Genomic DNA, 25,509 nt, shown 5'->3' on the forward strand with positions numbered 1-25,509 from the left:
CTTTAAATCATGCTGCGGCGGATAGCGCGGGCCGACGTACTGGGGCCGGCGCCGGACTTGTTTGCAATCGTCTGCATACCCGGGTTGACACTGTCGGCTTGCACAAAAACCGCAGAACTGTCGCTGTGCTCGGTGGACGTGAAGTAGCCTGCGCCCGTAGAGACTTCGTAACGGAACGCCTCGGCGCCCCCTGAAATCCAGGGCGCCAGCGCAGTGATTGCGGGCACACCTGATGTGTACGCCGCGCGGTTTGGGTCTGAGTTGCGATTCGCGCCGTTGGCCGCTGTCGCGTCTGCGTATGCACCCAGGTTCTGGTAGTTGCGTACCGCTGCAGGTCTGGCAGACATGTTGTTGGCCGCGCCACCAGGTTTGAGGTTGCCCCACATGGTTTCAAACTCATCGCGCGATGGGATGTACCAATCGGTATAGCCGCCGATATTCAGCCCCCGCGCCCAGTGCGCAAGCGGGTAGGTCGTGGCATCGCCAGCGGCGGTCATGGCAGTCGTAGCACGCCAGCCCTCCACCAAGGTTTGTGTGCCGGTGGGCCCAGCTGTGTTTGCGTTCTTCCACGCTTTACTGTGTGTTTCGCCCGACGCCTTTGGCGAGACGATCACGCGATAGCGCACGTTCACGGACCAGCTGGCTCCAGATCCAGATCCGCCGAAACTGGTGCAGTTGATGCTCAGAGAGGTTCCGGCTGCCCCGGTAACAGTGCCCGTGAACTTGTATGTGGGGTCCACAAGACTGCGCACCTCGACGACTTGCCCGGCATACACCAAAGGCGTGACGTGCATATCGACCGAGATGGTCATCGTGCGAGCGCCGGTTCCCAGGGGCAGCGCGGTATTGCACGTTGCAATCTGCTGCCACACCATTCCCCCGTAGTACCCGCCCTCCAGCGCAGCCCCGAGGGCGGGCGTGGCCGTGGGCACAGGCACGTAGCTGTTGAGCGCGGCAGCAGTGGTGAAGCTTGTAGACCGCGACCAGGCAGACCATGTGCCACGGCTGCTCTTGTAGCGCACACGCCAAAAGTACAGCGTGCTGACGGCTGCCACGCCCGGGGCCAAGGCGCGCGATGTGCTGGCCGCGACTTCGCCGCTGTCATACATGGGGAACGCGAATGCGTTGGAAGTGTGCATCTGCCACTGGCTGGCGGTGTGCGTGTCAGCCGTGTAGATGGAGCCAAAGACATTGGCCGACAGCACGATGGCGGTGGTGGCACCTACGTTGACGGAGCCCTGCGCAGGGATTGCGTTGATCGGTGTGGCAACTTCTGTCACACCGGGGATGCGAGTCCAGTCATTGGTCATGCCGGGCTCTGACGCAGCAACGTTCGCCAAGTTGTTGGCCAGCAGCCAGAACAAGCCACCATGGCTTACAGACGCGGGCTTGTTGAGCGCGCCGGCAAGCGTTGACCACGGGCCCTTGTCGTGCGAAACAAAGCCCGCGATTTCAGCCTGCTGAGTTGCGAGCGCGACCTGGTTTTCGGCATCGCCCACGGCCTCCTGGGCGGCAACGCGGTCGGCGTCCACCAGCAGCACCTGGGCATCGATGTATGCGCCGCCGGCATTGACCTCGGCAACGAACTGCGCCTGCGCGGCAACGTGCGCGTAGGACTTGGCGCTAAAAACGTCCGGCTCGTCGTCGGGCGTCATGGCCGCCGGCAAGGGGGTGATGGGTGGAAAGGACATCAGATGGCTCCCAGCATTTCAAGCTGCAGTAAGGAATGGTTGCGGTGCTGCAGCAGCACCGAGGCGTCGGTGAAGATTCCGAAGATGACGGTGGCCGAGAACGACCGGGCGGCGACGAACAGGCAAATGGAGGCATCGATGGTGTCCAGGTACTCCAGCACCTCGTCCACCTCCTGGTTCTTTATCAGCACCTCGTGCGAACCTTCCTTTGCCGAAGGGCGCTTGAGCAGCTCGATGTCGCCGAACTGGTTCTCCTCGCGGCGGCTATAGACGCGGCGGTTGACCTTGCCGCCACGCAGCACGCCAAGCCCGAACCGGCGCGGCTGGCCGTACATCAGCAAACCGATGGCCAGGCCCTCCCCGCCCGTGAGGTCCACGCGCAGCTGCGCCAGCGGATACGCCGGCAGGTTCTCGAAGAGCGACAGGCCCAGGCCACGAGTCCATTCGCCGAAGTACCACTCCCACGGGTCGGACCGCACGGGGCGTCGCCCCGGGGCCTTGGTCACGTCGTACACCGTGCCTCGCACGGGATCGATGAGGCGCACGCGGATGGCGGAGCACGCCACAAGGTTGAGTGCGGCCACCATGCGGATGGAGATGCCTGGCGCAAAGACATAGCTCATGGTGTTGGCCTGGGCCGTGCGGCTACTGTTGGTGCCGTCGAACAATCGCCACCGGTTGGTGGCCCGAACCCGCACCCATTTGTCGGGGTTCAGATCGGGCGCGTTGCCGGTGTTGTCGGCCAGGGTGTTTTCATACACTGAGTGTTTCCACATCACCAACGCCTTCACCGGGTAGGGTGTGGCCGGGTTGTAGACGGCCTCGTCGGTCTCCGGCACGGTGGACGAGACCAGGGTGGCCTCGGTCACCTCCATGGGCCGCAGGATCAGAAAGCCTTCCGCCATTACGTTTTCCCTTCTTGCATTGCGATCAACCCTTCCACACGCTCAACCGCGCGGGCAGCACGCAGCCGCAGGCGCTGGGCATCCAGCGCAAGCTCTTCGTTCTGTTCACGCAGCAGGGCCACCTCATTGCGCAGGCCGCGCACTTCATCCACCAGCGCGTTCTCGCCCCCTTGGTGCGGCCCCTGCATCACCTGCAGCAAGGGCGCTTGCGCGCCTGCGGCGGGGTTGTAGCGCTCGGGCACGACGGCCTCTCCCTTGTGGATGAGGGCCAGCATGTCCTGCGGCACGTAGTTGGTCCCCACGGCCAGCTTGGGCACGGTCACGCCGCGCGTCTTGAGCGTCTCCTCCAGGCTGCCTGCCAGCCACCCGCGCATGCGCGCCAGCTCCACCGCGCTGACGGCGGTTGTCTGCGACACGGACTCCAGCGCCTGCGACAGCTGCGGCAGCTTGGCCAGGGCCTCCTTGTCGCCGGCGCGGGCCTGCGCGGTGGCTGTGGCGAACTGGGCCATCAGCACATCCTTGAGCACGGGCGAGTCCTCCACCATCAATCCACGCAGGCGCTTGACCTCCTCCACAATGGTGTCGGTCAGTTGCTTCATGGAGTCCGCGGCATCGCCCATGGCGCTGGACAGGCCGCCAGAGACCGCAGGCAACGCCTTCGACTCGATGAAGAACGTGTTCATGCCCTCATAGAGATTGCCCGCTACGCCGCCAATCAGCTCGCCGATTTGCCCGATGGAGTCGCGGATACCGGAGTTGCTGAGCATGGCGACAAACGAATTGATGTAGCCCTGCGCATTCGCCAGGAAGTCACCCACCTGCGCCCCCACCGCTGCCCCACCGGCGGCCATCGCGCCGGCAGCCTGCGCACCGCCTGCTGCCATGGCACCGGCCGCTTGCGCGCCCCCCATGGCCGTGGCAGATGCGCCCGCAGCGCCCCCGGCTGCCAGCGCCGTACCAGAGGCCACGGCACCGCCTACCAGGCTGGTGAGCATGGGCCCGACGATGGCGGACATCAGGCCCTGCGAGAGGGTCGAGGCCATGGTGTTCAAGATGCCGTCGTAGAACTGCTCCTCGAATGCGCTGCTGGCCATCTCGCTGGCTTCGCCCTTGCTGGACGCATTGCGCACCGAGTCGCTGATGATGGACGCCAAGCCATCGGTGGTGATGCCCAGTGCCTCGGCCGCAGATGCTGCACCCTCAGTCAACGCGTGGAACTCATCGTTCACTGCCAGCAATGCCGCCAGCGCCTCCGCACCCGAGGCACCCAGTGCCATCTGCCCTTCCACCAGTTCCCGGAATCCTTCATTGGTGGTTGGCATGGCGAGACCCACTTCGGCAAGCGCCTCCTCTATCAAACGCGCGCTGTTGGCGGTTTTCTCTGATTCCGAGTAGAAGTTCTCGTAGTAGCTCGACAGGTTCGAGCCCAAGTTCTCGAAGCCACCGGAGGCCGCCGCCACGGCGGCCGCCGCATCAAAGGCCATGTCTGAAAACCGATCCAGGCCCATGTTCGACAAGGCCGCACGGAACTGCTCCACCCCGGCGATCTGCGTGTTGATGGCAGTGAGCAGCGCATTGGCGGACTCGTCCGTCAGGGCCTCGGCGTCCACGTCCTTCAGCATCTCCTGAATGGACTTCGGAATGTCGGTGGCTGCCTGCAGGGCCTGCAAGGTGGACTGCTTCAGATCCAGCGTGAAGTTCTTCAGCGCGGTTTCGTAGTCCGGGCTGTTGGTGCTGGTCAGCTCGTACAGCGTGCCGGCATAGTTGTCGCCCTTGCCGGATTCGCCGAATGCCGCGCCGCTGGACAAGGTGCCGCCCGAGAACACACCGCCCCGGCCCTTGCCCGAGGTTTCCAGGCCTGCGGAAAAGCCAGTGACCACCGCCGCGCTGCCCAGAGCCTTGAGCATGTCGTTGATGCCAGAGGCCGTGCCGGCCACCGCATCGCGGATCAACTGCTCATTGGCGACAGGGTCCCCCTCCAGACGGTAGGCCTGGCCGTCCACCAGCGCATCACGCCGGCCGCCCGAGAAATCCCGGTCGTACTGCTGGCCCTGGTAGGTGTAGGTCTGGCCCCTGCGGTTGTTGACCACCGCACCGTCGAAAGCCACGCCGAACTGGCCACCCGTGCGGGTCTCGCCCTTCGTGGCCTTTGCCAGTGCCGTGAGCGCGAACACCGCGCCGCCCAGGATGGGGATAGCGTTGGCACCCAGGAAGGCCCCAAGGCCCGCCCCGGCACCACTGATGGCGCCGCCACTGGCAGCCGCCGCGCCAGCCGCCGCAGCGGCCGAACTGCCCGCGCCCAGGCCCAGCGATGCGCCCAGGGCGGCATTGCCAGCCGTGCCGCCAAACAGGGCGCCCACGCCAGAGCCGACCCACCCCGCAGCGGTGGTGCCCACCGCACCCAGGCCCCCGAGACCGCCCAGCATGGATGCGCCACCGCTGAGCAGATTGCCGCCGATTCCCAGGGATGACAGGCCGCTGCTCACCACGCTGTTCACGACCCCGGCAATCGGGTTCACTATGAAACTGATGACGGGCCGCAGCACCGTCGTCTTGAACATGTTCACCAGCGTGTCGCGGAAATTGCTGGCGAACTCCTTGCCGCTTTCAAACCCGCGCATCAGCGCGTCGGTGAGGCTGTTCTCGATGGACTCAGCCCGGCGGCGATCTTCCTCCAGCGCCACGCGCGTGGCGGCGTCCACCTTGGCCTGCGCGGCGGCCGCATTGGCACGTGCACGCTGTTCCTCGCGGTCCGCAGCATCAAAGCCGCTGTTCTTGTCGATGGCTTCGAGCTGCTTCTTCAGTTCCAGCTCGATGCGGTACTGCTCAATGGCGGTTTTGCGCGCCTGCTCGGTCATGCCCATGGCCGCCACTTCGAGCTGCAGCGCCTGATTGCCCTCCTCGATGCCGCGCACGTAGTCGGTCACGGCGGCACGGCCGGCCTCGCGGGCCTTGCTGTCGGCCACATAGGCGGCGTTCAGTTCGTCCTGGATCGCCACCTGCTCCTGGTACACGGTCACCAGGTGCTTGCGCGCATCGGCCTCGGCCTTTGCGGTGGCCGCGACAATGGGCTGTTTCTTGAGCAGCTCCGCCTGGGCTTCGGTCAACGCTTTCACGTTGACCAGGCCCGAAGGGTCGGTGAAGATTTTGGTGAGCCGGGCCCAGTCCTCGGCGAACGAACCCGTGAGGCCCGACAGCTCGGCCATCAGCTTGGCGCGTTCTTCCAGCTCCTTGCGCTGCTCCTCTGCGGCCTTCCTCGCGGCGTCGGCCTGCGCTTTGATTGCGGCGGTATTGGGCAGGTCGCCCACGCTCTCGCGGGGCACATCCACAACCGGAGGATTCACAACACCCCGACCACCACCAGACGACGGGTTGAACCTGTAGTACGCCTGTTGAGCTGCCTGCAGCTGGGCGTTCAGGCCGTTGATTTGACTCTCCAAACCACCACGGACGCCAAACACATCAACGGTGATTGCGGACGCTTCCTCATTCAGAGAAGCAATGTCCCGCTTCAGATTCTCGATCCGCTTACGCTGCGCGTTGCCACCCCAGTCCAGCAGCCGATCTCCGAATTCATCAATTGCTCCACGCGCACCGCCTTCTCGCATCTTGGCAAGAATTGCGTTCATCGCCGGGAGCATTTCAGACAACAGCGAGCGCGCTGCGTCGGTGGCGTTTTTACGCAGTTCGGCGAGCTGCTTGTTGAACTTTTCAGCTTCTGCAGCTTGCTCGGCAGTGACCTTGCCAACAAGCGCGCCCTTTTCTGCCAGGTCGTTCAAGAATGGCGCCACCTCCTTTAGGGACTTGCCGAACAGCTCCTGTACCAGACGAGCCTTGTTGCCATCGTCAGCGAACTGAGCCAGGGCGACGGCTGTTTGGCGCAGTGCCTCGGCCGGGTCCAACTGGCGCAGCTCTTTGGCACTCAGGCCGATAGCCTTCAGTGCCAGCTCTTGCGCACTGCCCGGCTTTGCATCGCCCAGCACTTGGTTGAACTTGACCATGGCCGTGCTGACCACATCAATGCTTGCGCCGGTGCGTACCGCGACATCTTCCAGAGCACTGATGTTCTCAATGCTTGCGCCCGTGGCGTCTTTGATGTCATTGAGGGCGTCCACGCCATCTGCGATGTTGTGAACGAATGCAGACACAGCACCAACGCTCAAGCCTGCCAGTGCAGAGGCGACTGCCGTGCGCACGAGGCCTGCCGCTGCCCCAAGGCCGCCAAAGGAGCCTTCCAGGGTTTTATTGGCACCAGCGGCCTCGTGGGCCTTGCGCTTGGCGGCGTCAAGCTGGTCCAGGTAGGGCTTGAGCGCCCCCAGATCAGCGCCGCGCAGCCGCGCGATGGATTCCTGGTAGGCGCGTGTGGCGGTGCCGCCTGACTCGATGGCCGCCACCTGGCGCTGCAGGCTGGACACCATGTTCTTGGTGACGGAATCGAGTTTGCGGGCGGCAGTCTCGCCACCGGCGCCAATCTTGTTCAACCCGGCAGACCCGGCCTCGCCCGCCTTTTCTGCGGCAGGACCGATGGTGCCCAGCTCGCGCTTGATTTCGCTGACCCCGGCCTTGACACCGGCGGCATCGGCCGAGAACTTGATTTCCTGGTTGAGATCGTCGGACACGGCGGGGCCTGCTCAATGTAAAAAGCGCCAGTGCATACGTGTGCACTAGCGCTTAGGGGGTGGAAAGAACTCGGTGTAGGCCGCGAGGGCTGCGGCTTCCATGATTTCCAGGTGGAGCCGCAGTTCGGCCCAGTCGTCTGGGTCGGGGGCCGCGCGGTCCAGCAGCGGGTAGAGGGACTCCCAGCGGAAGCCCACGGGCCGCCCGGAGGGGCCGTAGGACCATCGGGTGCCGATGGAGGCAAAGAATTGCCACGCGCGGACGTTGTCGGGCCAGACGTGGAGCGTGTCCACGTCGTAGTCCTCCAGCTCGAAGCCCGCCTCGCGAGCCTCTTTCTCCGTGATCGGTGGTTCGATCAGCGCGCGCGCAATGGCGCGGAGTTTCCCAGCTGCCCCTGGTACACCGCCAGCTCATAGGCGTTGAGCAGCTTGCCCAGCGCGCCGCCAAACTTGTCCTCCAGCCGCTCCAGGCCTTCGGCATCGCAGGCTTGGGGCAGGCTCCACGAGTCGGCGATGTTCGCCAGGAACGCCGCGTCGCGCGTGATCCCACGGTCCACCATCTGGTCCAGGGGCGGCACGCTGGGCCGGGGCGCGTCGAGCGTGGGCACGCTGTTGGCCAGCTCCTGTTCGGCGAATGCCGCTTCGGCGGCCTGCACCGCGTCGATGTGTTCGCGGCGCATGCGGCTCCACGCGCGTTTGCCCATGGCCTTGCATTGGATGGTGACGCGCACCATGGTGCCGTCCAGGCGCTGCAGATCCAGGTGCACGGGGAAGATGGGGGACTGGCCGTCCAGGCTGTCCAGCATCGTGACTGGCTTGGTTTTTTCGGTACTCATAGGTTTCTTTCGCTGGGTGGTGAAAACAATGCCCGTGCCCCACCCCGCCGCCCCAGCGAAAGGGCGAACGAGGCAGGGTCGGTGCTCGGTGTGGGCGCGGGGCCCGGGGATCAGACGACGGCGGGTGTGGCGTAGCGCGTGCTGCGCGCGTTGCCGGACACCGCCACCTTGCAGACCACGATCTGGCCGTCCGTCTCGATTTCCTCTTCGTTCAGGTTGATCGTGCACGGCAGGTAGCTGGTGGCGCCGCTCTTGGCCACCTTGCGCATCACGGTGTCGATCTGCACCTCGGTCAGCTTGCGCAGCGCCAGATAGCCGGGCGTGGTGATCGCGTCGGCGTCCATGTCGAAGCCACGGTCCACGGCGCTGAAGCCGTCATTGATCGAGAACTCCTGGTCGGATTCCTGGAACTTGTAGGTGACCTTCTTGGCCTCGCCACCGGAGCTGCTGGGGTTGAGGGTGCTGGTGAGCTGCACCCAGGTGGTGACCTTGACCAGGCTGCCCGCGCCGCCGCCTGCCGGGTACAGGGTGAGGCTGGTGGTGTCCGCCTGTTCAAGCACCAGGCTGTCCACCGTGGGCGCCGACTTGACGCGGAAGGCACGTCGGCTGATGCGCGCCCAGCCGGACTGGATCACGACGATGTCGTTGGGGTTGCAGCCGTGGGCCACACACTGGACAACGGCTTCTGCCGCATTGGAGATGGCCGAGACGACTTTGCTGAGGGCAAATTCGGTGGCGACGGCACTGATGGTGCCGGAAGGGGTACGAGCCATGGTTGGGGCCTTTCAGAAGTGAAAAAACCCACGCGAGGTGGGCAATGGGAAACGCCCTCGCGGGCACAAAAAAAGCCCTGCGGGCGGATGCCTGCAGGGCTTGCGGGGTGGGCCTTGCGGCCGTGGTCGGTCAGTGGCTGTGCACACGTGTGCACAGCGGTGGCGCTGCGGCTAGCGCGGGCTCCAGATGCTGAAGTCCTGCCGGTAGCCGCGCAGGCCGTTGTCGGGTTCATGCGCCGCGGTGCGCGCGCCGATGGGTTCTGCCTGCAGCACCGGGTGCGCTACCAAGATCTCCTCCACCTGTTGGGCCAGGGCCAGGGCCTGCAGGCGCGTCTCTGCCCAGCAGGCCAGCTGGTAGCGGCCGTTCTCCGTGGTGGGCAAGGCGCCTTCGGCATACACCGTGCTGACTCCGCCCACCTGCTGGTACACGATGCGGGGCAGCGGTGAGCCCTCGGGCGCCACATCGGGGTACACGGCGTCTGCCACCAGGGGGCCGAGCGCTACGGGGATTACGGTTTCGGCGCTCATCGCAGGACTTTCTTCACATCAGCCAGCATGCGGCGGCGCGCGGCCTGGGCGGCCTTGGTGCGGGCTGCGTCATACGCGGGCCGCAGGAAGGGCTGTGCGGCCATCTTGCTGTTGCCGTTTTCCACCCAGGTGCCGTAGAAGGCCTTGGCCTTGTTCCAGCTGCAGCGGTACACCGAGCGCCCCGGCCCGCTTTCGTCGTCCGCATGCGCCTGGTACACCGAGCGCTGCAGGTTGCCGGGCTCATGCCCGTGGGCACGGTCCGATACCGGGCAGCGCGCCCGTACTTCGTCGTAGAACACCTGGATGCCCTCCTGGGCGGCAGGCCGCGTGGCCTCTTCAGCGGCCTGGGTGATCTTGTCCAGACTGGCGTCGATCTTGGAAAAATCGTAGCTGGCCGACATGCTGGCGCGGGTCATTGGATCACCTCGCAGGCCAGGTCCACGTACTTGCGGCCCACCAGGTCGGGCAGCACGGCGTTGATCTTGTACGTGACGCCCTGGCTGACCACGCGCATGGCGCCAGTGATGTCCGTGCGGAAACGGGTGCGGATGGACACTTGTCGGGTGGAGGTGACGGCGCCGGCCTTGATGGTCTCCAGGCCAGCGCCGCCCCGAATGTCAGCCCAGAAGGTGGTGAGCTCGGTCCAGCCTGGGATAGGCTGGCCAGCGGCGTCCCGGTCGGTGCCAGGGACCTGCAGGCTGCAGTAGTGCTTGAACTTGCCCGGGTCCATGGCTACACGCTCCAGATCTTGTAGGTGTCCAGCAGGCCATCCGCAAACTCTTGCGGCAGCGCGGGGCGCTCGGCACTGCGGGCGCCGTTCTCGTATAGGTCGGTGAGGGCCAGCTTGATCCACTGCACGATGGGCTTCGGAATCTTGTCGGCCGTGTCGCCATAGCCCGCCGTGTACTGGATCTGCACCGCACCGGGCCGCACACGGGTGGCGGGCCAGCTGGTGCCATGGGCGGGCAGCAGCAGGCCGGGCTCGGCCGTGGGCTCCAGCTCATAGGCCGCAGGGTCCAGCGTGGGGATCGCGCCATCGGGTGCCACGTATTTCACCTGGGTCACGGCGATTACGCGAGGCATATACAGCTCCACGTGGCCACCGCAGGCGGGGAAGCGGTCCAACGTGCGCAGCCAGGTGGTGGTGAGCAGCGTGCGCTGCAGCCGATCCTCCGCAGCCTGGCGCGCCACCGTGATCAGGCCGGTGATCAGCAGGTCGTTGTGCGTCTCGGTCTGCGTCTCGCGCAGGTGCGCCTTGGCTTCGGCCAGCGTGAGCGGCTCTACCGTGGCGTCAGTGATTTTGATGGTGGGCATGGTGTGTTCCGCCTTTGGCATACCCTGCAAGCAGGGCATGGCGAAGGGAGATCAGGACTTCTTCTGGTTTTGCGGCAAGGTTGCGGCATAGGCCACAGCGGTCTTGTCGTCGTCGGCGTCGCCCGACTTGACCAGGCCGCGCGCCACATCGGCGGGCAGCTCGCGCACGTCGTTGGGGTTGCCGTGCTCGCAGGCGATGAGCAGACGCACCTTCACGGGCTTGGTGCCCTTGGTGGGCGCTTCGGCCAGCTTGGCCTGGCCGTTGGCGATGAGCTTGTCGGCCTCATCGTCGGGAGCCTCGAAAGCGGCGCCTGCGGGGATTTCGGCCTGGTCGGCCGCAAAGGTTGCGGCGGCGATCACAGCCAGCGCAATGAGTGACTTTTTCATGGTCGGTTCCTATGGAGTGGACAGAAGCGAAGCCCAGCCAGGCAAGCCTGGCTGGCGGGTTGTGCGATCAGGTCGCGGAGTGCTGGTAGGTCTTCGTGCCGTTGGTGTCGAGCAGGTTGCCGCCTGCACGCGCCCAGGCCAGGAAGCCCACTTGGCCCTTCTTCAGGTACGCGCTGTCCTCGAAGCGGAAGATGGTCACCTCCATGGCGTCGCGGATCATGTACTTGGAGTGATCGCCATAAGAGATCGACTTGGCATTGGCGGCTGGCGCCGGCATGTGGTTGTTGATCTCCACCGGCTGTCCCAGCAGGAAGTCGGGGCGACGCACAGCCATGCCCTCATCGTAGGAAGGCGTCCAGATGGGGCGGCCAGCCGTGTCCTTGATCTTTCGCACCACGCGGCGCACAGCCTGCGAGAACATCCAGCCGAGGCCGTCCACCTGGTAGGCGGGGTCGATGGAGTCCTGCAGGTCCACCAGGTCGTCGTAGGCCACCGTCAGAGTCTGGCCGGTAGCACCGATCTTGCCCACAGATGCGGCCACGGTCAGGCCGTAAGGCTGACCCGTGCCAGTGCCGGTGGTGAACATGCGGTTCTGGATGCGGCCAATGCGCTCGCGCAGGCGGCCGTTGACCAGGGCCACCACGTCGATGTTGGAGTCCTGCAGCAGCTCGATTGGCACAGTGACCACCTTGGAGCCGAACTTGAAGGTGTTCAGAGGCACAGTGCCGAAGGCCACATCGGCGTCGGCGGCGCTTGCATTCTGCGCAACGATTTCGCCTTCTTCGCTGGTGCCGTCAGTGGACGGGTACGACAGGTCAGAGCCGTTGGTAGTGACAACGCGGCTGGCCTGGCGGCGCATCGCGCCGAAGTCCTTGAGCGCTTCGATCAGCGTGCTGGCCACGATGGGCTGCACGGTGTAACCACCTTCGGAGCCCGTGGTGGTGCTCATGGTATTGCGGATGGCTTCAAGCTCCTGCGGTGTGAGCCGGTTGCCCATCTTGCGCAGGTAGTTCTCGAAGGCGGCCATGGCCGGATCCACCTTCTCGCCCCTCTCCTTCTTCTTCGCATCGCGGAAGCTGTCTTCCGCTTCGTTGTCCATCAGGCGCTGGACTGCTTCGATCTGGTTTTCGACGCGCTCGGCTTCGTCCATCAGCTCGTCGAATTTGCCCTGTTCTTCCTTGGTCCAGGTGGCAGAGCCCTTGTTTTCGATCAGGTTGCGGGCTTCCTTCTTCAGTGCGCCCAGGCGCTCCCGCAGGTTTTGAATGCTCATGATTGTCCTTTCGTGAGTGAGCAAAAGAAAAAGCCCCCAGGGCTTGCGCCGTGGGGGCCGTTACGCAGCGCGGAAGCGCTAGGCGTTGGTGTCCAGCAGCCGCAAGCGGCGCCGGTTGTTTTCGAGGATGGCCACTTCGTCCAGCTCGGGCGGCGTTTCCTTGGGCGGGCTCTTCAGCGCCTCGGGGGCGTTGTCATAGGCGCTCAGGTTCCAACTGATGGCCGCCAGGTTGGTGGGCGCATCCACCAGGCGCGAGATGACGCGGTGGGCGAAGCCGTTGGAAACCGCCTGGTCAGCGGTAAACCAGGTCTCGGCTTCCATCCACTGCTGGATCTGCTCGGGCGTCTGCTTGGTGGTGGCGGCGTACACGTCCACGATGGACCTCTCCACCATGGTCAGCACGTCGGCCACCTTGCGCAGCTCGTTGTCGGTGCCCCAGCCGCCAGTGGTGGCCTTGTGGATCATCAGGAAGGCGCCGTCCGCGATCTCCACCTCGTTGGCCGTAAGGGCGATCCAGCTGGCACAGCTGGCCGCCACCGCATCGACCTGGGCGATGATCTTGCCGCCGTTCGCGATGTATTCGCGCATGGCTGTCACGATGGCCTTGGACTCCATCACATCGCCGCCAGGGCTCTTGATGCGCATGCGCAGGGTGCCGCCCTGCCCGGCCTGGGCCAGGGCGGCGATCACGTCCATGGCACTTACGCCCCAGTCGCCGCCGTCATAGATCACGTCGTACAGGTAGAACACGTGTTCGCCTGTGGCTTCGTTCTTGACGACGTTGAGGGGCGCGCGCGGCACGAGGCCGTTGGTGCGCAGCAGGTTGAGTAGCTGTTTCATTCCGTTGCTCCGGTGGATGGTGGTTTGCTCGCTGGCTTGTCAGCGGGCGGGCGGTAGAGCTGCGCTGATTCGCCGCCCTTCGGCGGCAGGTTCTTGCGGGTGCGGATTTCGTCCACACTCATCCAGCCGGGCCCGCTGCCAGGCCCGCCGATGGCCGCACGGTAGAAGTCGCCTTGTGCCTTGCTGTTGGCTTCCATCCATGCTTCGCGGTCAAACTCCAGGTACATGCCCGCGCGGCGGAACAGCTTGCGGTTCAGTTCCTGCTCCATGCGCTGCAGGTGCTGGCTGAGCGTGTAGGCCAGGAAGGCCCGGTTCTGCTCTTCCAGACCACTGCCCCAACTGGTGGAGCCCGAGGCGTCGCCGATCAGGTGGGGCGGCACGCCAAAGGCCCGTGCAATGTCGGTCACCTGGAACTTGCGGGCCTCCAGCAGCTGGGCGTCCTCGGCCGTCATGCTGACTTCCTTGGCCGTAATGCCGTTGGTCAGCACCAGCGGCAGGCGGTGGGCGTTGTCCAGCCCCGAATATTTGTTGCCGTAAGCCGTCTGCAGGTTGGTGATGGCATCTTCCTTCATGGCTCCAGGCACCTCCAGCACGATGCTGTGGTGCGAGCCGTTGCGGAAGAAGCGACCCGAATACTCATCCATTGCCGCCGCGTTGCCCGTGGCGTTGCGCGCGGCGTACTGCAGCACGCTCATGCCGCGCAGGCCATCGAACCCGAAGCCGGGGAAGTGCAGCATGTCGTCCTGGTCAGCACCGAAGGTGCGAACGTCCTGCACGTCGTATCGCAGGCGGCTAGTGCCGCCTTGCTCCACGCGGCGGGGGTTGACCGCATCCCAAGGCAGCGGGATCAGCTCACGCACGGCACCGGAGCGGCTGCGGGCGATGAAGCAGTGACCGCTTTCGCGCAACAGCATCTTGGCAATGGTGGTCTCCCACATGCTGGCGCTGGTGAAGCGCGGCGTGGGTTCCTCGTTCAGGAGCCACCAGAAGGGGTGATCCAGCACTTCCTCCCGACCACCAGGCACGCGGCGGTACACCTTGGCCGTCATGGAAGAGATGGCACCCGCGATGCGCGTAACGCAGGCGTACACGGCCGACACCCGCATGCCGCTCTCTGCCGTGACGTTGACGCCAGAGGCCGAGGCGAAGCCACCGAGCAGCAGCTCAACCACGCGGGGGTCGCTGCTGACTATGGTCTCGGTGGCGCCGTTGCTGGCGTTGCTGATGGCCCGCTGCGCCTGTTGCTGCGCCCGCCATTCGGTCAAGATGCGGGAGCCGGGCACGGCGGCGCTGGCCTGCACTTCATTCCAGGTGGTCATAGCAGGACAAAGCCTTCCTCAATGATGTTGCTCGGCTCGTTGGCCAGCGCGCGGCCCAGGGCCATCAGCATGGACAGCACGCCGTCGATCTTGTTTTCGTCGCGTTCTTTGGTGGGCTGCATCAGCTCGTTGAACTTCGACTTCTTGACCACCAGGTTGCTTACCATCCAGGCCACCACCGGGTTACCCTCGTGCTGCAGCTGGCCCTCCAGCACCAGGTTCTCCACCTGGATCAGTGCCGGGGTAAAGAACATGGCGCGCTGCGCGATCTCGACCAAGGGCAAGCCTTCTTCGATCAACTTGCCCACGAAATACATGGACAAGGCCGGGTCGAAGGCGATCTCCTGCACGTCGAAGCGGCGGCAGTAGACGCGCATGTCGTCGGCGATGCAGTCGAAGTCGGTGAGCGCGCCGTCTGTCACCACCACGTAGCCCTGGCGCGCCCAGCCAGCCAGGTGGGCGTTGCCGCTCTCCTGCACCGCCAGTTCGTTCAAGTACAGACGTGTGCACACGTTCCACACGGTGACCGGGACATGCACACCATCGGGGCTGGGCCGCAACACTTCGGACTGCCATGTGAGCGTGAGCGCGGCAAAGTCCTTCTTCTGCGCGAGGTCCAGGCCCATGTAGACCTTGGAGCCGTCCGGGATGGCGGCAATGCTCAGGTCTGGCGCGGTGCACTTCTCCCATGCCCGCATGTCCATCCACGGGCTTTCACCGCTGACCCACACGTTCAGGCGCTTGGTCAGGAAGTTGGACAGCGCGCTGGGCATGGCCATCGCCTTGCTGGCCTGGGCCTGCAGCTCATCGAGCTGGACCGACTTGCCCAGGTTCGGGTTGGCCTTGATCCACACGGCCGGATCGAAGTGGTCATCGCCATCGTCCAATGTGTAGATGATGCCGAACACCCGTTCGTCCCGGACCACGCGGTCAAGGATCTTGGTGACGTGCGTGCGCCGTTCGTAGCAGATGCCGCTGCGGTCGGTGCCTGCGGTGGTGATGGTCCATAGCAGCGACTGCTCACGCGCGCCGCGCGCGCTGTCGATCACGTCATACACCGCGCGCGTCTTGTGCGCGTGCAACTCATCGAGCAGCGCAAAGTGCACGTTCAGGCCGTCCAGCGTGCTGCCCTCGGCGGCCAGGGGCGCGGCCTTGCTGCTGGTGTGGGCCACCGTCAGGCTGTGCTGCATGATTGCCACGCCCAGGTGGGTGCGCAGGCCGGGCGAACGCTCGGCCATGGCCTTGGCGTCATCGAACACGATGCGCGCCTGGTCGCGGGTGGTGGCCGCCGTGTAGCACTCGGCGCCGTGCTCACCGTCTGCGGAAAGCATGAAGAGCAGCAGGCCCGAGCCCTTGGCACTTTTGCCATTCTTCCGGGCCTCCTCCTCGTACGCCTCCAGGAAGCGGCGCAGGCGGGTCTCGTGGTGCACCCACCCGAAAACGGTGGTGAGGATGAAGCACTGCCACGGCTCCAGCTCCAGCCGCTTGCCTTCGCGCGCCCACTTGCCCTTGATGTGGGGCAGCAGCTCGATGAAGGCGCACGGGCGCGATGCCCGCTCGGCATCGAACACCCAGGGCCAGTCTTCACTAGGCTCACGCGCCAGGTCATCAACCTGGCGTTGCACAGCCAGCCGGACCCATTTGCAGGAGGGGATCGTGCCGCCGAGAACATCGCGCATGTACTGTTGCGCGCGCTCGACGTATTCGTTCATCGGTTCGGGTTGGTGAACATGGCGAAGCCCTGGGGCTTCGTTTCTGGTTTGGGGTCAATCCCGGGCAGCGTGGGCTGCACGTAATTGCTGGCCTGCACACGGCCACGGGCCGCAGGGCTGAGGCCGAAGTGCATGAGGTAGCGGTTGAGTTGCTCGCGGTGCTTACCGATCAGTTGCACGATCACGCTCTGCTGGGCGTAGCCGCTGGGGGTGGTGGCATAGCTGGCCTCATACACGGCATCGGCATAGTCCATGCCAGCGTTCACCTTGGCTTGCACCTTGCCGTTGAAGGCCATCTCCAGCTCGGCCAGCCGTCCTGCAGCCTGGCAATACAGCGCCAGCGCAGCACGGTCCAAGCCGCTGATCAGGCCCAGTTCCTCCAGCAGCGGCGTGATCCGCTTCCATTCCTTCTTTGCTTCGATGCCCAGGTGCTTGGGCGGGCTGGGGATCTCGATGCGGGGATTCACCCCTGCTGCCAAGTCCAGTGCACGCTTTCCGGCGTTGCCCTCCAGCAATCTCAGGGCCGCAGGCTTCGGCAGCGGGCCACGTGAACCAGACATATCAACCTCCTATTGCCCAAGGCGGGGTACCCCCCCTCCCAAAACCTGCGCACGCAAAAATTTGAGGAACCGGTCGGTTTCCAGGTTGAGTGCTGGGAAGTTCGGACACCCCCCTCCCCCTGGCCGACCGCGCGGGGCCGGGGTCAGCCCTCGCGATAGTTGCCCCAGGCGCGGCGCACACCGCGCGCCGATTCGGCTTTGGTCTTCACCGCGTGGCAGTCATCACAAATCGATTGCTCATTGGTCGGGTCATCCGCACCGCCTTCGGCCAATGGGATGCGGTGATCACGGATGGTGGCGAGCGTCACGCGCCCCGCCTCTTGGCATGGCTCGCACAGCGGCTTGCGCCTGAACAGATCAGCGCGCATGGCCTGCAGCCTGCGGCCGGTGATCCGCTTGGTTTCCTTGGCAGGTGTGGCCCAAGCCTTCTTAGGATGCCTGGGGCAGCGGCTTGTGCCGTCACGCACCAGTGCCCCGCAGCCTGGATGACTGCAGGGGCGTGGGGCGGCAATAGGCAAGGAGATTTACCTGACAATCGAATTCACTCAAGCGCGGAGCAATTCGAAATGAACACACTGCACTCTCAATTAGTCGCCGACATCCTGAGTCAGGCAATCTTCAGCAACTACAAGACCTATGCTCTTTTAGGCGCATTTAGTCTGCTCAATTTGCTTGCCTCCAGTTTCTTCGGGGGCTATTGGAAGAAGCGCGGCGAGACTCTTGCCACAAAGGCGGACTTCAAGACCTTAGAGACGCAACTAACCGCAACCACAAGAGTTGCCGAAGAGGTTAGGTCGGCGATAAACCAAGCAGACTGGGCTGCGCGCGAGTGGAATGCACTGCAAAGAACCAAGCTAGAGGAATACCTTCTCACCACACACGAATTAGACACATCATTTGATGGAATGCGGAACAGATGGATCTATCAAAGTGATGAAGACGAAGCCCAGGGCCTTGACAAAAGATTGTCCATGCTCGCTGCCCTGTATTTCCCAATGCTCTCCCAGGCTACGAGTGCGCTAGCTCACAGCTACATTCAATGCAGGATGTCGATCCTGGCTGCAGGGAAAGCGGTCAATGGTTTGCACAAAGAGAATTTTGTGGGCAGAGACGCGCAGATGCAAAAATTCCAGGATACATGGAAGCCGCTCTACGCTGAGTTTCACAAGCAACTGAGCGAAATTGAACAACTAGCTGCTCAGCAGATGCAATTGCTTTCGGTCGGTCCGGTAAGAAAAATCCCGACAAGCTCAACACTTGCCGGGGTTCCCACTTGATGCATTGCGGGTGGAGGCGCAATACACACACAGTGCCTGAAATGTACCCAAAAGGTCTATGTTGTAAAACTCCTTTCGGTGTCTACAGGGCCTTGGCCTTAGCTTCGGATACACGGGCAGCAACCCGTTTGCGCTCATGCTCCTCGGCCCGCGCCTCCAGCCAGGCGGCAATGGTGTGGTCTGCCCGTTCCAGCTGCGCCTTGATGGTGGATGGCGCGCGCTGCATACGCTGCGCAGTGGCACTGATGCCCAGGTCTTTAAGGTAGATGCACTCCAGCGTTACGAACAGATGGCCCTTGCCCAGCTTCAGCGCACGCACCGCCTCATCTGTCAGCGCTGCCTCCTCATCCTCCACCGGGATGGCCACATGGTTGTATGACCCACGAGACCACACCTCACTGGCCAGCACCGACCGCGTTGCAAAGCCACGCCCGCCGCTGGCACCGCGCGACGACCAGATGGCCCAGTTCTCCAGCCGCCGCTGGATGTGCTTAAGCCGTGCCATGCGCCCGCACCTCATCATCCGTCGCAGGCCAAATGCACACGTGTGCACAACCGAAGATGGCCGTGAACTGCGCCAACTCCAGCATGGCCGGATGTTCCCGGCCAAACGGTGTGCCCACCACATGCCCAGCCTCAAACGCATAGAAGCACCCCGGCTGCCCAGCCAGGCCACGCCTCACCAGCTGGAACACATCGTTGCCCATGGATTCAGCGCGCGCCTGAATCGATTGGTACACATTCGGCATCGAAGTCTTGATGGTCTGCAGCCCGGCATTCACTGCCCCTCTGCATGACTCCGGTATCACTGCCGCCCCTTGTTGCGGTTGGGTGGGTGTCCCAGTGTCCATACTGTCCATCCTTTTCTATAGAGATCATGGGTAAGTGGCAGGTGCCCGCGCGAGGGCGTGCGCACCTGCGCCCCTGCCTGCGCCTGCCCGCACCGTAAGCAGGTGGTGCGCAGCCCGCCCAGGCCATGGGCAATGCAGCGGCCTCGACCCCCAAAACCGAGGGGAAGTAGGTAGCTGGTGATGTCCATGCAAACGCGTGGACACCATGGACACATGAGCACCTACGACATAGGCGAATGGCAGGCCATCCCCGCCACTGCACCGCACGCCGGGCGTCTTGCGCTCCGGACTTGCACCGTGGCGCGAATCACGCCTCCAACACGGTGAGCGATGCAGCGCGTTTCAGGCACTGCGTGTGTGGTGTGGGCCAACATCTCAGAAGGGCGCACTGTCGTCGTCCTCCATGGCCTTCAGTTGAGCTGCCGCAGGCGTCAAGGGCGGCGGGGGCGGCAGAGGTGCGGATGGCATCGCTGGCGCAGGTGCACCACCCTGTTCATCTTCATCACCCGTGATCTGGTCCAAGCCCACCGGCGCGTCATTGCGCGGCCACCCGTCGGGGCGGTGATAGCGCCAGATGCGCACCCCGCCGATCATCTTCTTGAGGTGCTCCCACCCCTGGTGCTTCAGCCAGGCTGAAATCTGCTGCTGCAGCCCGCTGGGCGCCTTCGCCACATCCACACCCAGCGCCTGCACCAGCTGGGCCAGCGTCACAAATGCGGCCTCAGCATGCACAAAGCTGGCGGGTCCAGTGGCATTCAGATTCGGCTTGCGTGTCAGCACGGCCAGCAGCTCAGACTCCACCGCCGTCTCCACGAGGCGGCTTTCCTGCATGGGCCTGAACAGCCGCACTTCCTCATCTTCGGTGGGGGTGTACCGCTCATCCTGCAGATACCGCGCGTAGGCCTCGGCCAGCAGCTGGTGGCGGTACTTCGCCACCCACTCGGTGTTGATCACATTGCGCACCGGCACCGGCCAAAAGCGCCGGTTCCCCGTCCGGTCCCGCAGGTAGGTATCCTCATTGGTGGTGCCCACCAGCACACACTGGCGCGGGAACGACTCCGGGATCTTCCCGTACGCCACCCGATAGCGGTCCACCTTCGAGCTGACGAACGCCTTGATGTCCGCCACCTCGGACTTGCTCATACCCGCCAGCTCGGCCACTTCGTACAACCAGATGCCCTGCACCTGTTCCTGCCCATCGTGCCCGTGGCCAATGTCGAACTTGGTGTCGCTGTAAAACTCCGTGCTGGCCAACACCTCCACCAGGGTGGACTTGCGCAGGCCGCCCGCCCCTTCCAGCACCGGCATGTAGTCAAACTTGCAGCCGGGCTCCATCACCCGCCGCACCATGCCCAGCAGCCAAAACCGCCCCACCAGGCGCAAATACTCCAGCAGGTGCGGCTTACGCTGCAGCGACTCGGGCGACTCGCCCAGCGCATACACCAGCCACCCGTCCACACGGGGCTTGTTGTCCCACTGTTGGGCCTGCAGCCACTCGCGCACCGGGTGATACCGGTTCTTGCTCGCCACCGTCTTGATGCCCTCCTCCAGCGCCGCCATGCTCACAGATGGCAACCCCCAGGTGTTCGACATCCAGTCGCCCAGCAGCAGCGCGTCCGAGTCCTTCAGTTCGCCCGGCCGACTGTTCGGCCACGGGAAGGCTTGCCGCCGTGCAATGGTGTTGCGCAGTTCGTCATACGCCACGATGCCGCGCAAATCTGGCGCCTTCTCCAGCGCCGCAATCACCGTCTTGCGCGAGATATTCCAGCGCTGCTTTTCGCGGTCGTAGTACCAGCTCAGCCACTCAGGCACCAAGCGCGAGCCGCACTTCACCATGTCGCCATCGTCGTCGCCGGAATCCCCGCCCTCGGTGCCAACGGGGCTATCGATTTTTTTGGCCGCAGGCGCCGCAGCGGGCGCCTTGTCACCGGGCTTGTCCAGGTACGCCACCGCCTGCCCAAAGAACGCCTGCACACGTTCAAACGTCCAGCCGTCTGCCTCTATCGCGTCCTTGCAGTCCCAGCCATCAGGCAGCACACCAGGTTGCGCGATGGGCAGCAGGCTGACCGTGCACGCGTGCTCATCCCGCAACAGCGCCAGAATGCCCCGCTGCGCCTTCATGCCGGGCTGGTCCACGTAGTCCAGATAAGGCTTGGAATCCTTCAGCGCCTGCAGCGCGGCCGCATACTCTGGCAACTCGCGCACATCAGCATCGGCCGCCAGCTGCAGCTGCTCACGCACCTGCGCATCCAGCGCCTTGCGCTCCGCTGCCGTGGGTTGCTCCCGCTTGCTGTCACAGTCCGGCCAGCCCAGCACAGTGCAACCTGCCAGCCAGGCCCAGTCGGCCTTCTGCCACGCCTTGCACCCACCCGGCCAGCCAGCCGCGTGGTACACGCCAGGCGCACCCGCATCCAGCACCGCCTGCAGCACATCGCCCTTGCGCTCCCCCTCCACCAGGATGACCGTGCGCCCCGCTGGCGACGTGCGGGAGGGGAAGTACAGCGGGCGCGGCTCTTCCCACTGCTTCCAGTGCCACCGCGCCCCGCCCTTCGACTGGCTCTCGCACCACGTGCGTGCAATGTCATCCTTGCCGCCATCGCTGGTACGAAACCGCACCACATACCCGAACAGCGCACCATCGCGCCAGTATTCCGACACGTGCACGATGTCAGCATCCGTGCGGTGCTGGTGCTTGAAATTCACCTTGGGCGCGTACCCAGGCACCGGCGCAATGGCGCGCCAGCTCTCCCGGTCAGACGCAGGCTTGGGCGGCGGCGCGGGCCGTGGCTCGCGCACCGGTGGCGCCTTGCCATCGGCCGTCATCACCACACCGGCCTCGTTCTCAAGCCGATGCTCGCGCGCAAGCTCCACGCAGGCCTGGGCCATCGTGATGCCGTGGATCTGGGCATAGAGGCTGAGCAGATCATTGCCCGCCTCATCGCTGGCAAAGTCAGCCCACTGCCCCGTGTTCAGGTTCACGCTGCAGCTGGAGCCCTTGCCCCCCGCCAGCGATCCGCATTTGTACTCATGGCCGCTGCGCACGCCACCCGGCAACCACCTGGGCACCAGGTCAGCAGCCATCGCCAGCAGCGCCTTACCCAACGCAGCGTACTTCAAAGGGGGTAACGGGGGGCGGCTCAAGCAACACCCCCCAGGCACGCACTACAAAACCCGGCGTCTCCACCACCGGCGGCATCTTGTTGCAGAGTCATGGGGTGTCAGCCGCCCCATACCCGCAGCACGCTGCCAAGGTCCACAAACCCCACATCCCCGAGCGACTCCGAGGCCGGCGCATATTCCGCCACGGGCCGATTGCGGTGCGCCACACGCCGCGTGCGCGGCGACCGCAGCTGCTTGGCGCGAACCATGTTCGGCACCGTATTGCGTGCCGCCTGGAGGCCCACACAAGCCTTCGCGGCAATCTCCTGCAGCGTGGGCCCGCGTTCCGGCGTTGCCAGGGCCTGGCATGCGTTGAACAGTGCCAACCGCACCTCCCCCGCCGGCCTCACGATGCACCGCCTTTGCCAGATGCAATGCGCACGGCCTCAACCAGCGCCATCAGCTCACGCACCTCGCCCATCGCCTGCGCCGTCAGTGCATCGGCCTCCAGGCCATCCACCTTGCCATCGGCAATCGTGCGCAGGCCCAGCTCGCTGAGCCGCCCGCCGGACACCGTGTTCTCCAGCAGCTTGCGCTGCAGCGCCTGCACGGCGTCCTGCTGGCTCTGGGGCACATCCACCCCCAGCACCGACGCCGCCAGCCCGAACCGCGCGTTGAATGCATGCAGCCAGTCCAGCGCATCCGGGCGCTGCAGATCCTGCATCCACTCCGTCAGCAACTCGGCAATCTCCATGCTGACCGAATCCCCGTCCACGCCGCGCAACTTGGCGCGCAGCGTCTCGGCATGCATGCTGCGGCCACGCCGCTTGGTCAGGAAGGCCGCCGCGTCAATCACGTTGCCAGGGCAGGCCCGAACACTGTTGTAGAGAACATCGCGCCAATCGGTTTCAGAGTAGCGACAGGTCATCAGAGGCACCTTGAAAAATGGAATGGATCAGGCTGGCGCCCCGCCCCGTGAATGCCGACACTGCATGCAAACGAGAAAGAGGGAGGGAAGCCATGGGAGAGAAAAAGCACACCACCACGCGGCCGCACAAAGCGCCGCGCACCTGCACGCGCGCGGCACACCATGTGTGTGGGGTAAGGAGGCTCCCCGGCAGCGCGGCCTGGGGCGTGGTGGGTGCAAAAGGGTGGACGCCCGCAGACGTGGCAGCACAATGGAGTTCTCACACAACCACTTGCCACGAGAGGGGCGCCCATGAAAACAGAGAAGGACATAGCCGACATCAAGGCTTTCTGCGAGCGACTGCGCGCAGACCTGTCCGCAACCAATTCAGCGCTGTTTGCACTGTTCGCATCAGTCCCCGGCGTGTACCGGGACCGCGTGCTGGAACAGCTAGCAAAGCGCTCCGTGCAGCGAAGCGAATACGCCGAGAAATTAAAAGACCCAGCGGTAGAGCAAGCGCTAGAGCAGATGGAGGCAGCAGACCAGCGGGTGTACAAAGAACTGCAGCGGGTGAACGCGGAGCGTCATGCAGAGGGCCTGTAGCCGCAGGCTCCTGGTTCGGCCATTTGAAATACATCAGCTGTTCCAGCTCGTACCGCCGAAATTCTGAGTACGCCACCAAAGCCTGTGCATCGCCGCTATGCATGCGCCACCCCCTGCGCGGCGGGCGCGGCGCCGTGCTTCACAAGCTCCGGCATGAACAGGTCTGGCCTCTCGACCTTGACCTGCGCCGGAATGCCGCGCGCCAGCCAGTTCTGCACACGCTGCTGCCCACCCTTTTTGGGCAGGTGCAGCAACTCAGCCACCTTCGACGGTCCACCCAGTGCGGTGATGATCTGGATGTCTTTTTGCAGAGCGTTCATGCCCTGATTTAAACATGGCGTTTAATAAAAATCAAATCACCATGTTTAACAACACCATGTTTAGTGCAAGAACAATCGCAGGCATGGCAGAAATCCACCCAACTACCGAAAGGCTGTACTCAGCGGCACGTGAGTTGCGGGACGTGATTGGGCAGTCGGCAGTGGCTCGCCTGCTCGATATATCGCCGCAAGTTATGAAGAACTGGGAAGCTCGGGGCGTGTCCGAAGGCGGCGCTCTCAAGGCCCAAAAGTACATCGGGTGCGATGCAAACTGGGTGCTTCACGGCGAACAACAGATGGCGTCTACCGCCTGGGCGCCCCCATCTCCCGGGCATTCGACTCAGGACAAGGCGGCCACGTACCAAGTGGCGAAGACTTGGCCTTTCAACACCTTTACACCCGACGAATACTTCAAGCTGCTGGATGCCGAATACCGGCAAAAGATCGAAGACCAGTTGCTGGGCGCTATCACCCGCATGAAGCAAGCCACACAACCCCAACTTGACAAACACGCCTAACCTGGGCGCAAGGCTGGGTGTATACCGTGAACTTTGTAACCAAAAAACTCCAGTCGGTCCACAAAACAATAGCATGATCGTCAATCTGCAAGCGCACTGTGCTCCATCAATAAGTCAAGACTATGCCGTCCGCATGGAAGGGCCGGACAAGGGCCTGATCAATGCGTGGGTGACTGGCTTGGACAAACGTAGCAGTTCCCCAGACTTGGCGCTGAAGGCCGAGGCGGGTGAGCTGCCGCTCTTGCCTTTCAAGGGTGGTGTTGAGGCCGCCATCAAGACCAAAAGCAAGATAGGGCACTTGCTCTATGTGGCAATGTGGCAAGGCCTGCGCGGCGACGACCTGGACATCGACACGGACGCCGAGTTGTCCATGACGTGCAGCCGCACCGGCGTGCCCGTGCTCTACACGATGGACTTTGAAAAACTGCGCAACGCCGTGTAGGGCATTGAAGACATGGCCCAAGAACACGCCATCCAAAGCGCTCTGGCTCACCGCCAAATCGTTAAATCCGCGCAGGTACTCAGCGGCATCGTCACCGGCATAGTCGCCGACGCCCATCTGCACGACATGGAAATCCAGATGCTCAGTAGCTGGATCAGCGCGAATCCTGAAGTTGCACAGAGCTGGCCAGGCTCTGCCATCGCTAGGCACTTGGCCGAGGCCCTGGCAGACGGAGTCATCACTGCCCATGAACGCGACCACCTGCTGCGTACACTGCAGCAACTGGTTGGTTCCGACTTCGCAGAGTCCGGCGCGGTTGAACCCGAAGTGGCCGCCCTGCCCTTCGACGAAACAGCAACCACACCGCTGCAAAACAGCCGTATCTGCCTCACAGGCGAATTCATCTATGGCACCAGGTCAGCATGCGAGCGCCTGGCAGAAAAGGCTGGCTGCACACCCGTCGCAGCGGTCAGTAAAAAGGTGCACTACCTGGTCGTAGGGACCAACGTCTCCCCCCAATGGTTAAACACCTCCTACGGCACAAAGATCCTTCGCGCCATGGAGCTTCGACAAGAAGGCCACCAGATAGGGATCCTCCGAGAACGAGACTGGCTGAACCTCTTACAGCAGTCCTAACAAGACCAAGCCCACACACAGGCCCGCTCACTGCGGGCCTTCTCATTTGCGCATCGTTTTAAACATGGTGTTTGACTTTCGAATAAACATCATGTTTAAATTCGC

28 protein-coding genes are annotated in these 25,509 nt (G+C 63.9%); 5 read left to right on the forward strand and 23 right to left on the reverse strand.

Annotation, left to right across the window (positions count from 1 at the left end):
• Window positions 1-2: 2 nt before the first annotated feature.
• From ACAM51_RS08120 to ACAM51_RS08200, 17 genes are all read right to left on the reverse strand, one after another.
• A complete protein-coding gene (locus ACAM51_RS08120; protein ID WP_369643222.1) occupies window positions 3-1,691 on the reverse strand; it encodes a hypothetical protein in 1,689 nt (562 codons plus the stop codon).
• Window positions 1,691-2,596, reverse strand: a complete 906-nt coding sequence (locus ACAM51_RS08125) for a carbohydrate-binding protein (RefSeq protein ID WP_369643223.1) — start codon at window positions 2,594-2,596, stop codon at window positions 1,691-1,693. Before ACAM51_RS08125 ends, ACAM51_RS08120 begins: the two co-directional genes overlap by 1 nt.
• Entirely contained in the window at window positions 2,596-7,215 is a 4,620-nt protein-coding gene (locus tag ACAM51_RS08130) for a hypothetical protein (RefSeq protein WP_369643224.1), read from the reverse strand. Before ACAM51_RS08130 ends, ACAM51_RS08125 begins: the two co-directional genes overlap by 1 nt.
• A gap of 45 nt (window positions 7,216-7,260) precedes the next feature.
• Complete coding sequence (locus ACAM51_RS08135) at window positions 7,261-7,506, reverse strand: DUF1799 domain-containing protein (RefSeq protein ID WP_369643225.1); 246 nt, start codon at window positions 7,504-7,506, stop codon at window positions 7,261-7,263.
• A gap of 62 nt (window positions 7,507-7,568) precedes the next feature.
• On the reverse strand, window positions 7,569-8,048 hold the full coding sequence (locus ACAM51_RS08140; protein ID WP_369643226.1) for a phage tail assembly chaperone: 480 nt from the start codon (window positions 8,046-8,048) through the stop codon (window positions 7,569-7,571).
• A 110-nt stretch (window positions 8,049-8,158) separates the two neighbouring features.
• On the reverse strand, window positions 8,159-8,821 hold the full coding sequence (locus ACAM51_RS08145) for a phage tail tube protein (RefSeq protein WP_369643227.1): 663 nt from the start codon (window positions 8,819-8,821) through the stop codon (window positions 8,159-8,161).
• Between the two features lie 171 nt (window positions 8,822-8,992).
• Window positions 8,993-9,349 (reverse strand): DUF3168 domain-containing protein, encoded by a 357-nt coding sequence (locus ACAM51_RS08150; protein WP_369643228.1) that lies wholly within the window; start codon window positions 9,347-9,349, stop codon window positions 8,993-8,995.
• Window positions 9,346-9,765: an HK97-gp10 family putative phage morphogenesis protein gene (locus ACAM51_RS08155; RefSeq protein ID WP_369643229.1), complete on the reverse strand. Its 420-nt coding sequence runs from the start codon at window positions 9,763-9,765 to the stop codon at window positions 9,346-9,348. The genes ACAM51_RS08150 and ACAM51_RS08155 overlap by 4 nt, the downstream gene beginning before the upstream one ends.
• Window positions 9,762-10,079, reverse strand: a complete 318-nt coding sequence (locus ACAM51_RS08160; RefSeq protein ID WP_369643230.1) for a phage head closure protein — start codon at window positions 10,077-10,079, stop codon at window positions 9,762-9,764. Before ACAM51_RS08160 ends, ACAM51_RS08155 begins: the two co-directional genes overlap by 4 nt.
• 2 nt (window positions 10,080-10,081) lie before the next feature.
• A complete protein-coding gene (locus ACAM51_RS08165; protein WP_369643231.1) occupies window positions 10,082-10,663 on the reverse strand; it encodes a hypothetical protein in 582 nt (193 codons plus the stop codon).
• A gap of 51 nt (window positions 10,664-10,714) precedes the next feature.
• Complete coding sequence (locus tag ACAM51_RS08170; RefSeq protein WP_369643232.1) at window positions 10,715-11,050, reverse strand: hypothetical protein; 336 nt, start codon at window positions 11,048-11,050, stop codon at window positions 10,715-10,717.
• A gap of 67 nt (window positions 11,051-11,117) precedes the next feature.
• Window positions 11,118-12,320 (reverse strand): phage major capsid protein, encoded by a 1,203-nt coding sequence (locus ACAM51_RS08175; RefSeq protein WP_369643233.1) that lies wholly within the window; start codon window positions 12,318-12,320, stop codon window positions 11,118-11,120.
• A gap of 78 nt (window positions 12,321-12,398) precedes the next feature.
• Complete coding sequence (locus ACAM51_RS08180) at window positions 12,399-13,160, reverse strand: head maturation protease, ClpP-related (protein ID WP_369643234.1); 762 nt, start codon at window positions 13,158-13,160, stop codon at window positions 12,399-12,401.
• Window positions 13,157-14,479 carry a phage portal protein gene (locus tag ACAM51_RS08185; RefSeq protein ID WP_369643235.1) on the reverse strand — a complete coding sequence of 441 codons (1,323 nt, stop codon included), beginning with the start codon at window positions 14,477-14,479 and terminating at the stop codon, window positions 13,157-13,159. The genes ACAM51_RS08180 and ACAM51_RS08185 overlap by 4 nt, the downstream gene beginning before the upstream one ends.
• Entirely contained in the window at window positions 14,476-16,191 is a 1,716-nt protein-coding gene (locus tag ACAM51_RS08190) for a terminase large subunit (protein ID WP_369643236.1), read from the reverse strand. The genes ACAM51_RS08185 and ACAM51_RS08190 overlap by 4 nt, the downstream gene beginning before the upstream one ends.
• A complete protein-coding gene (locus tag ACAM51_RS08195; RefSeq protein ID WP_369643237.1) occupies window positions 16,188-16,751 on the reverse strand; it encodes a phage terminase small subunit P27 family in 564 nt (187 codons plus the stop codon). Before ACAM51_RS08195 ends, ACAM51_RS08190 begins: the two co-directional genes overlap by 4 nt.
• A gap of 143 nt (window positions 16,752-16,894) precedes the next feature.
• Window positions 16,895-17,119, reverse strand: coding sequence for an HNH endonuclease (locus tag ACAM51_RS08200; protein ID WP_369643238.1), 225 nt, complete (start codon window positions 17,117-17,119; stop codon window positions 16,895-16,897).
• A 198-nt stretch (window positions 17,120-17,317) separates the two neighbouring features.
• Here ACAM51_RS08200 and ACAM51_RS08205 point away from each other — a divergent pair, with 198 nt between their 5' ends.
• Window positions 17,318-18,028: a hypothetical protein gene (locus ACAM51_RS08205; RefSeq protein WP_369643239.1), complete on the forward strand. Its 711-nt coding sequence runs from the start codon at window positions 17,318-17,320 to the stop codon at window positions 18,026-18,028.
• A gap of 82 nt (window positions 18,029-18,110) precedes the next feature.
• Here the strand turns inward: ACAM51_RS08205 and ACAM51_RS08210 are convergent, their stop codons facing one another.
• The 5 genes from ACAM51_RS08210 to ACAM51_RS08230 all read right to left on the reverse strand — a co-directional run bounded on the left by ACAM51_RS08210 (window position 18,111) and on the right by ACAM51_RS08230 (window position 22,906).
• Window positions 18,111-18,533, reverse strand: a complete 423-nt coding sequence (locus ACAM51_RS08210) for a hypothetical protein (RefSeq protein WP_369643240.1) — start codon at window positions 18,531-18,533, stop codon at window positions 18,111-18,113.
• A complete protein-coding gene (locus tag ACAM51_RS08215; RefSeq protein ID WP_369643241.1) occupies window positions 18,520-18,810 on the reverse strand; it encodes a hypothetical protein in 291 nt (96 codons plus the stop codon). The genes ACAM51_RS08210 and ACAM51_RS08215 overlap by 14 nt, the downstream gene beginning before the upstream one ends.
• Before the next feature lie 444 nt (window positions 18,811-19,254).
• Window positions 19,255-21,960: a VapE domain-containing protein gene (locus ACAM51_RS08220; protein ID WP_369643242.1), complete on the reverse strand. Its 2,706-nt coding sequence runs from the start codon at window positions 21,958-21,960 to the stop codon at window positions 19,255-19,257.
• Between the two features lie 137 nt (window positions 21,961-22,097).
• Window positions 22,098-22,364, reverse strand: a complete 267-nt coding sequence (locus tag ACAM51_RS08225) for a hypothetical protein (RefSeq protein ID WP_369643243.1) — start codon at window positions 22,362-22,364, stop codon at window positions 22,098-22,100.
• Between the two features lie 20 nt (window positions 22,365-22,384).
• Window positions 22,385-22,906, reverse strand: a complete 522-nt coding sequence (locus ACAM51_RS08230) for a hypothetical protein (RefSeq protein WP_369643244.1) — start codon at window positions 22,904-22,906, stop codon at window positions 22,385-22,387.
• Window positions 22,907-23,197: 291 nt separating this feature from the next.
• Here ACAM51_RS08230 and ACAM51_RS08235 point away from each other — a divergent pair, with 291 nt between their 5' ends.
• On the forward strand, window positions 23,198-23,488 hold the full coding sequence (locus tag ACAM51_RS08235) for a hypothetical protein (protein ID WP_369643245.1): 291 nt from the start codon (window positions 23,198-23,200) through the stop codon (window positions 23,486-23,488).
• Between the two features lie 95 nt (window positions 23,489-23,583).
• Here the strand turns inward: ACAM51_RS08235 and ACAM51_RS08240 are convergent, their stop codons facing one another.
• On the reverse strand, window positions 23,584-23,808 hold the full coding sequence (locus ACAM51_RS08240; RefSeq protein ID WP_369643246.1) for a hypothetical protein: 225 nt from the start codon (window positions 23,806-23,808) through the stop codon (window positions 23,584-23,586).
• A gap of 14 nt (window positions 23,809-23,822) precedes the next feature.
• Here ACAM51_RS08240 and ACAM51_RS08245 point away from each other — a divergent pair, with 14 nt between their 5' ends.
• The 3 genes from ACAM51_RS08245 to ACAM51_RS08255 all read left to right on the forward strand — a co-directional run bounded on the left by ACAM51_RS08245 (window position 23,823) and on the right by ACAM51_RS08255 (window position 25,404).
• A complete protein-coding gene (locus ACAM51_RS08245; protein WP_369643247.1) occupies window positions 23,823-24,326 on the forward strand; it encodes a hypothetical protein in 504 nt (167 codons plus the stop codon).
• A gap of 73 nt (window positions 24,327-24,399) precedes the next feature.
• Entirely contained in the window at window positions 24,400-24,768 is a 369-nt protein-coding gene (locus ACAM51_RS08250) for a hypothetical protein (RefSeq protein ID WP_369643248.1), read from the forward strand.
• A gap of 12 nt (window positions 24,769-24,780) precedes the next feature.
• The gene (locus ACAM51_RS08255) at window positions 24,781-25,404 is read left to right on the forward strand and encodes a BRCT domain-containing protein (protein WP_369643249.1); all 624 of its coding nucleotides are present in this window, start codon (window positions 24,781-24,783) and stop codon (window positions 25,402-25,404) included.
• The last annotated feature ends 105 nt before the right edge of the window (window positions 25,405-25,509 follow it).

The organism is Acidovorax sp. A79, assembly GCF_041154505.1.
Classification (GTDB): Bacteria; Pseudomonadota; Gammaproteobacteria; order Burkholderiales; family Burkholderiaceae_C; genus Acidovorax.

Coding starts and splice junctions, on each gene's coding strand:
- ACAM51_RS08140 (WP_369643226.1), bottom strand. CDS start 8,048: ATGAGTACCGAAAAAACCAAGCCAGTCACGATGCTGGACAGCCTGGAC.
- ACAM51_RS08155 (WP_369643229.1), bottom strand. CDS start 9,765: ATGACCCGCGCCAGCATGTCGGCCAGCTACGATTTTTCCAAGATCGAC.
- ACAM51_RS08210 (WP_369643240.1), bottom strand. CDS start 18,533: ATGGCACGGCTTAAGCACATCCAGCGGCGGCTGGAGAACTGGGCCATC.
- ACAM51_RS08190 (WP_369643236.1), bottom strand. CDS start 16,191: ATGAACGAATACGTCGAGCGCGCGCAACAGTACATGCGCGATGTTCTC.
- ACAM51_RS08150 (WP_369643228.1), bottom strand. CDS start 9,349: ATGAGCGCCGAAACCGTAATCCCCGTAGCGCTCGGCCCCCTGGTGGCA.
- ACAM51_RS08205 (WP_369643239.1), top strand. CDS start 17,318: ATGAACACACTGCACTCTCAATTAGTCGCCGACATCCTGAGTCAGGCA.
- ACAM51_RS08120 (WP_369643222.1), bottom strand. CDS start 1,691: ATGTCCTTTCCACCCATCACCCCCTTGCCGGCGGCCATGACGCCCGAC.
- ACAM51_RS08240 (WP_369643246.1), bottom strand. CDS start 23,808: ATGAACGCTCTGCAAAAAGACATCCAGATCATCACCGCACTGGGTGGA.
- ACAM51_RS08195 (WP_369643237.1), bottom strand. CDS start 16,751: ATGTCTGGTTCACGTGGCCCGCTGCCGAAGCCTGCGGCCCTGAGATTG.
- ACAM51_RS08165 (WP_369643231.1), bottom strand. CDS start 10,663: ATGCCCACCATCAAAATCACTGACGCCACGGTAGAGCCGCTCACGCTG.
- ACAM51_RS08160 (WP_369643230.1), bottom strand. CDS start 10,079: ATGGACCCGGGCAAGTTCAAGCACTACTGCAGCCTGCAGGTCCCTGGC.
- ACAM51_RS08245 (WP_369643247.1), top strand. CDS start 23,823: ATGGCGTTTAATAAAAATCAAATCACCATGTTTAACAACACCATGTTT.
- ACAM51_RS08255 (WP_369643249.1), top strand. CDS start 24,781: ATGGCCCAAGAACACGCCATCCAAAGCGCTCTGGCTCACCGCCAAATC.
- ACAM51_RS08175 (WP_369643233.1), bottom strand. CDS start 12,320: ATGAGCATTCAAAACCTGCGGGAGCGCCTGGGCGCACTGAAGAAGGAA.
- ACAM51_RS08180 (WP_369643234.1), bottom strand. CDS start 13,160: ATGAAACAGCTACTCAACCTGCTGCGCACCAACGGCCTCGTGCCGCGC.
- ACAM51_RS08185 (WP_369643235.1), bottom strand. CDS start 14,479: ATGACCACCTGGAATGAAGTGCAGGCCAGCGCCGCCGTGCCCGGCTCC.
- ACAM51_RS08145 (WP_369643227.1), bottom strand. CDS start 8,821: ATGGCTCGTACCCCTTCCGGCACCATCAGTGCCGTCGCCACCGAATTT.
- ACAM51_RS08125 (WP_369643223.1), bottom strand. CDS start 2,596: ATGGCGGAAGGCTTTCTGATCCTGCGGCCCATGGAGGTGACCGAGGCC.
- ACAM51_RS08250 (WP_369643248.1), top strand. CDS start 24,400: ATGATCGTCAATCTGCAAGCGCACTGTGCTCCATCAATAAGTCAAGAC.
- ACAM51_RS08200 (WP_369643238.1), bottom strand. CDS start 17,119: ATGCGCGCTGATCTGTTCAGGCGCAAGCCGCTGTGCGAGCCATGCCAA.
- ACAM51_RS08235 (WP_369643245.1), top strand. CDS start 23,198: ATGAAAACAGAGAAGGACATAGCCGACATCAAGGCTTTCTGCGAGCGA.
- ACAM51_RS08220 (WP_369643242.1), bottom strand. CDS start 21,960: ATGGCTGCTGACCTGGTGCCCAGGTGGTTGCCGGGTGGCGTGCGCAGC.
- ACAM51_RS08170 (WP_369643232.1), bottom strand. CDS start 11,050: ATGAAAAAGTCACTCATTGCGCTGGCTGTGATCGCCGCCGCAACCTTT.
- ACAM51_RS08230 (WP_369643244.1), bottom strand. CDS start 22,906: ATGACCTGTCGCTACTCTGAAACCGATTGGCGCGATGTTCTCTACAAC.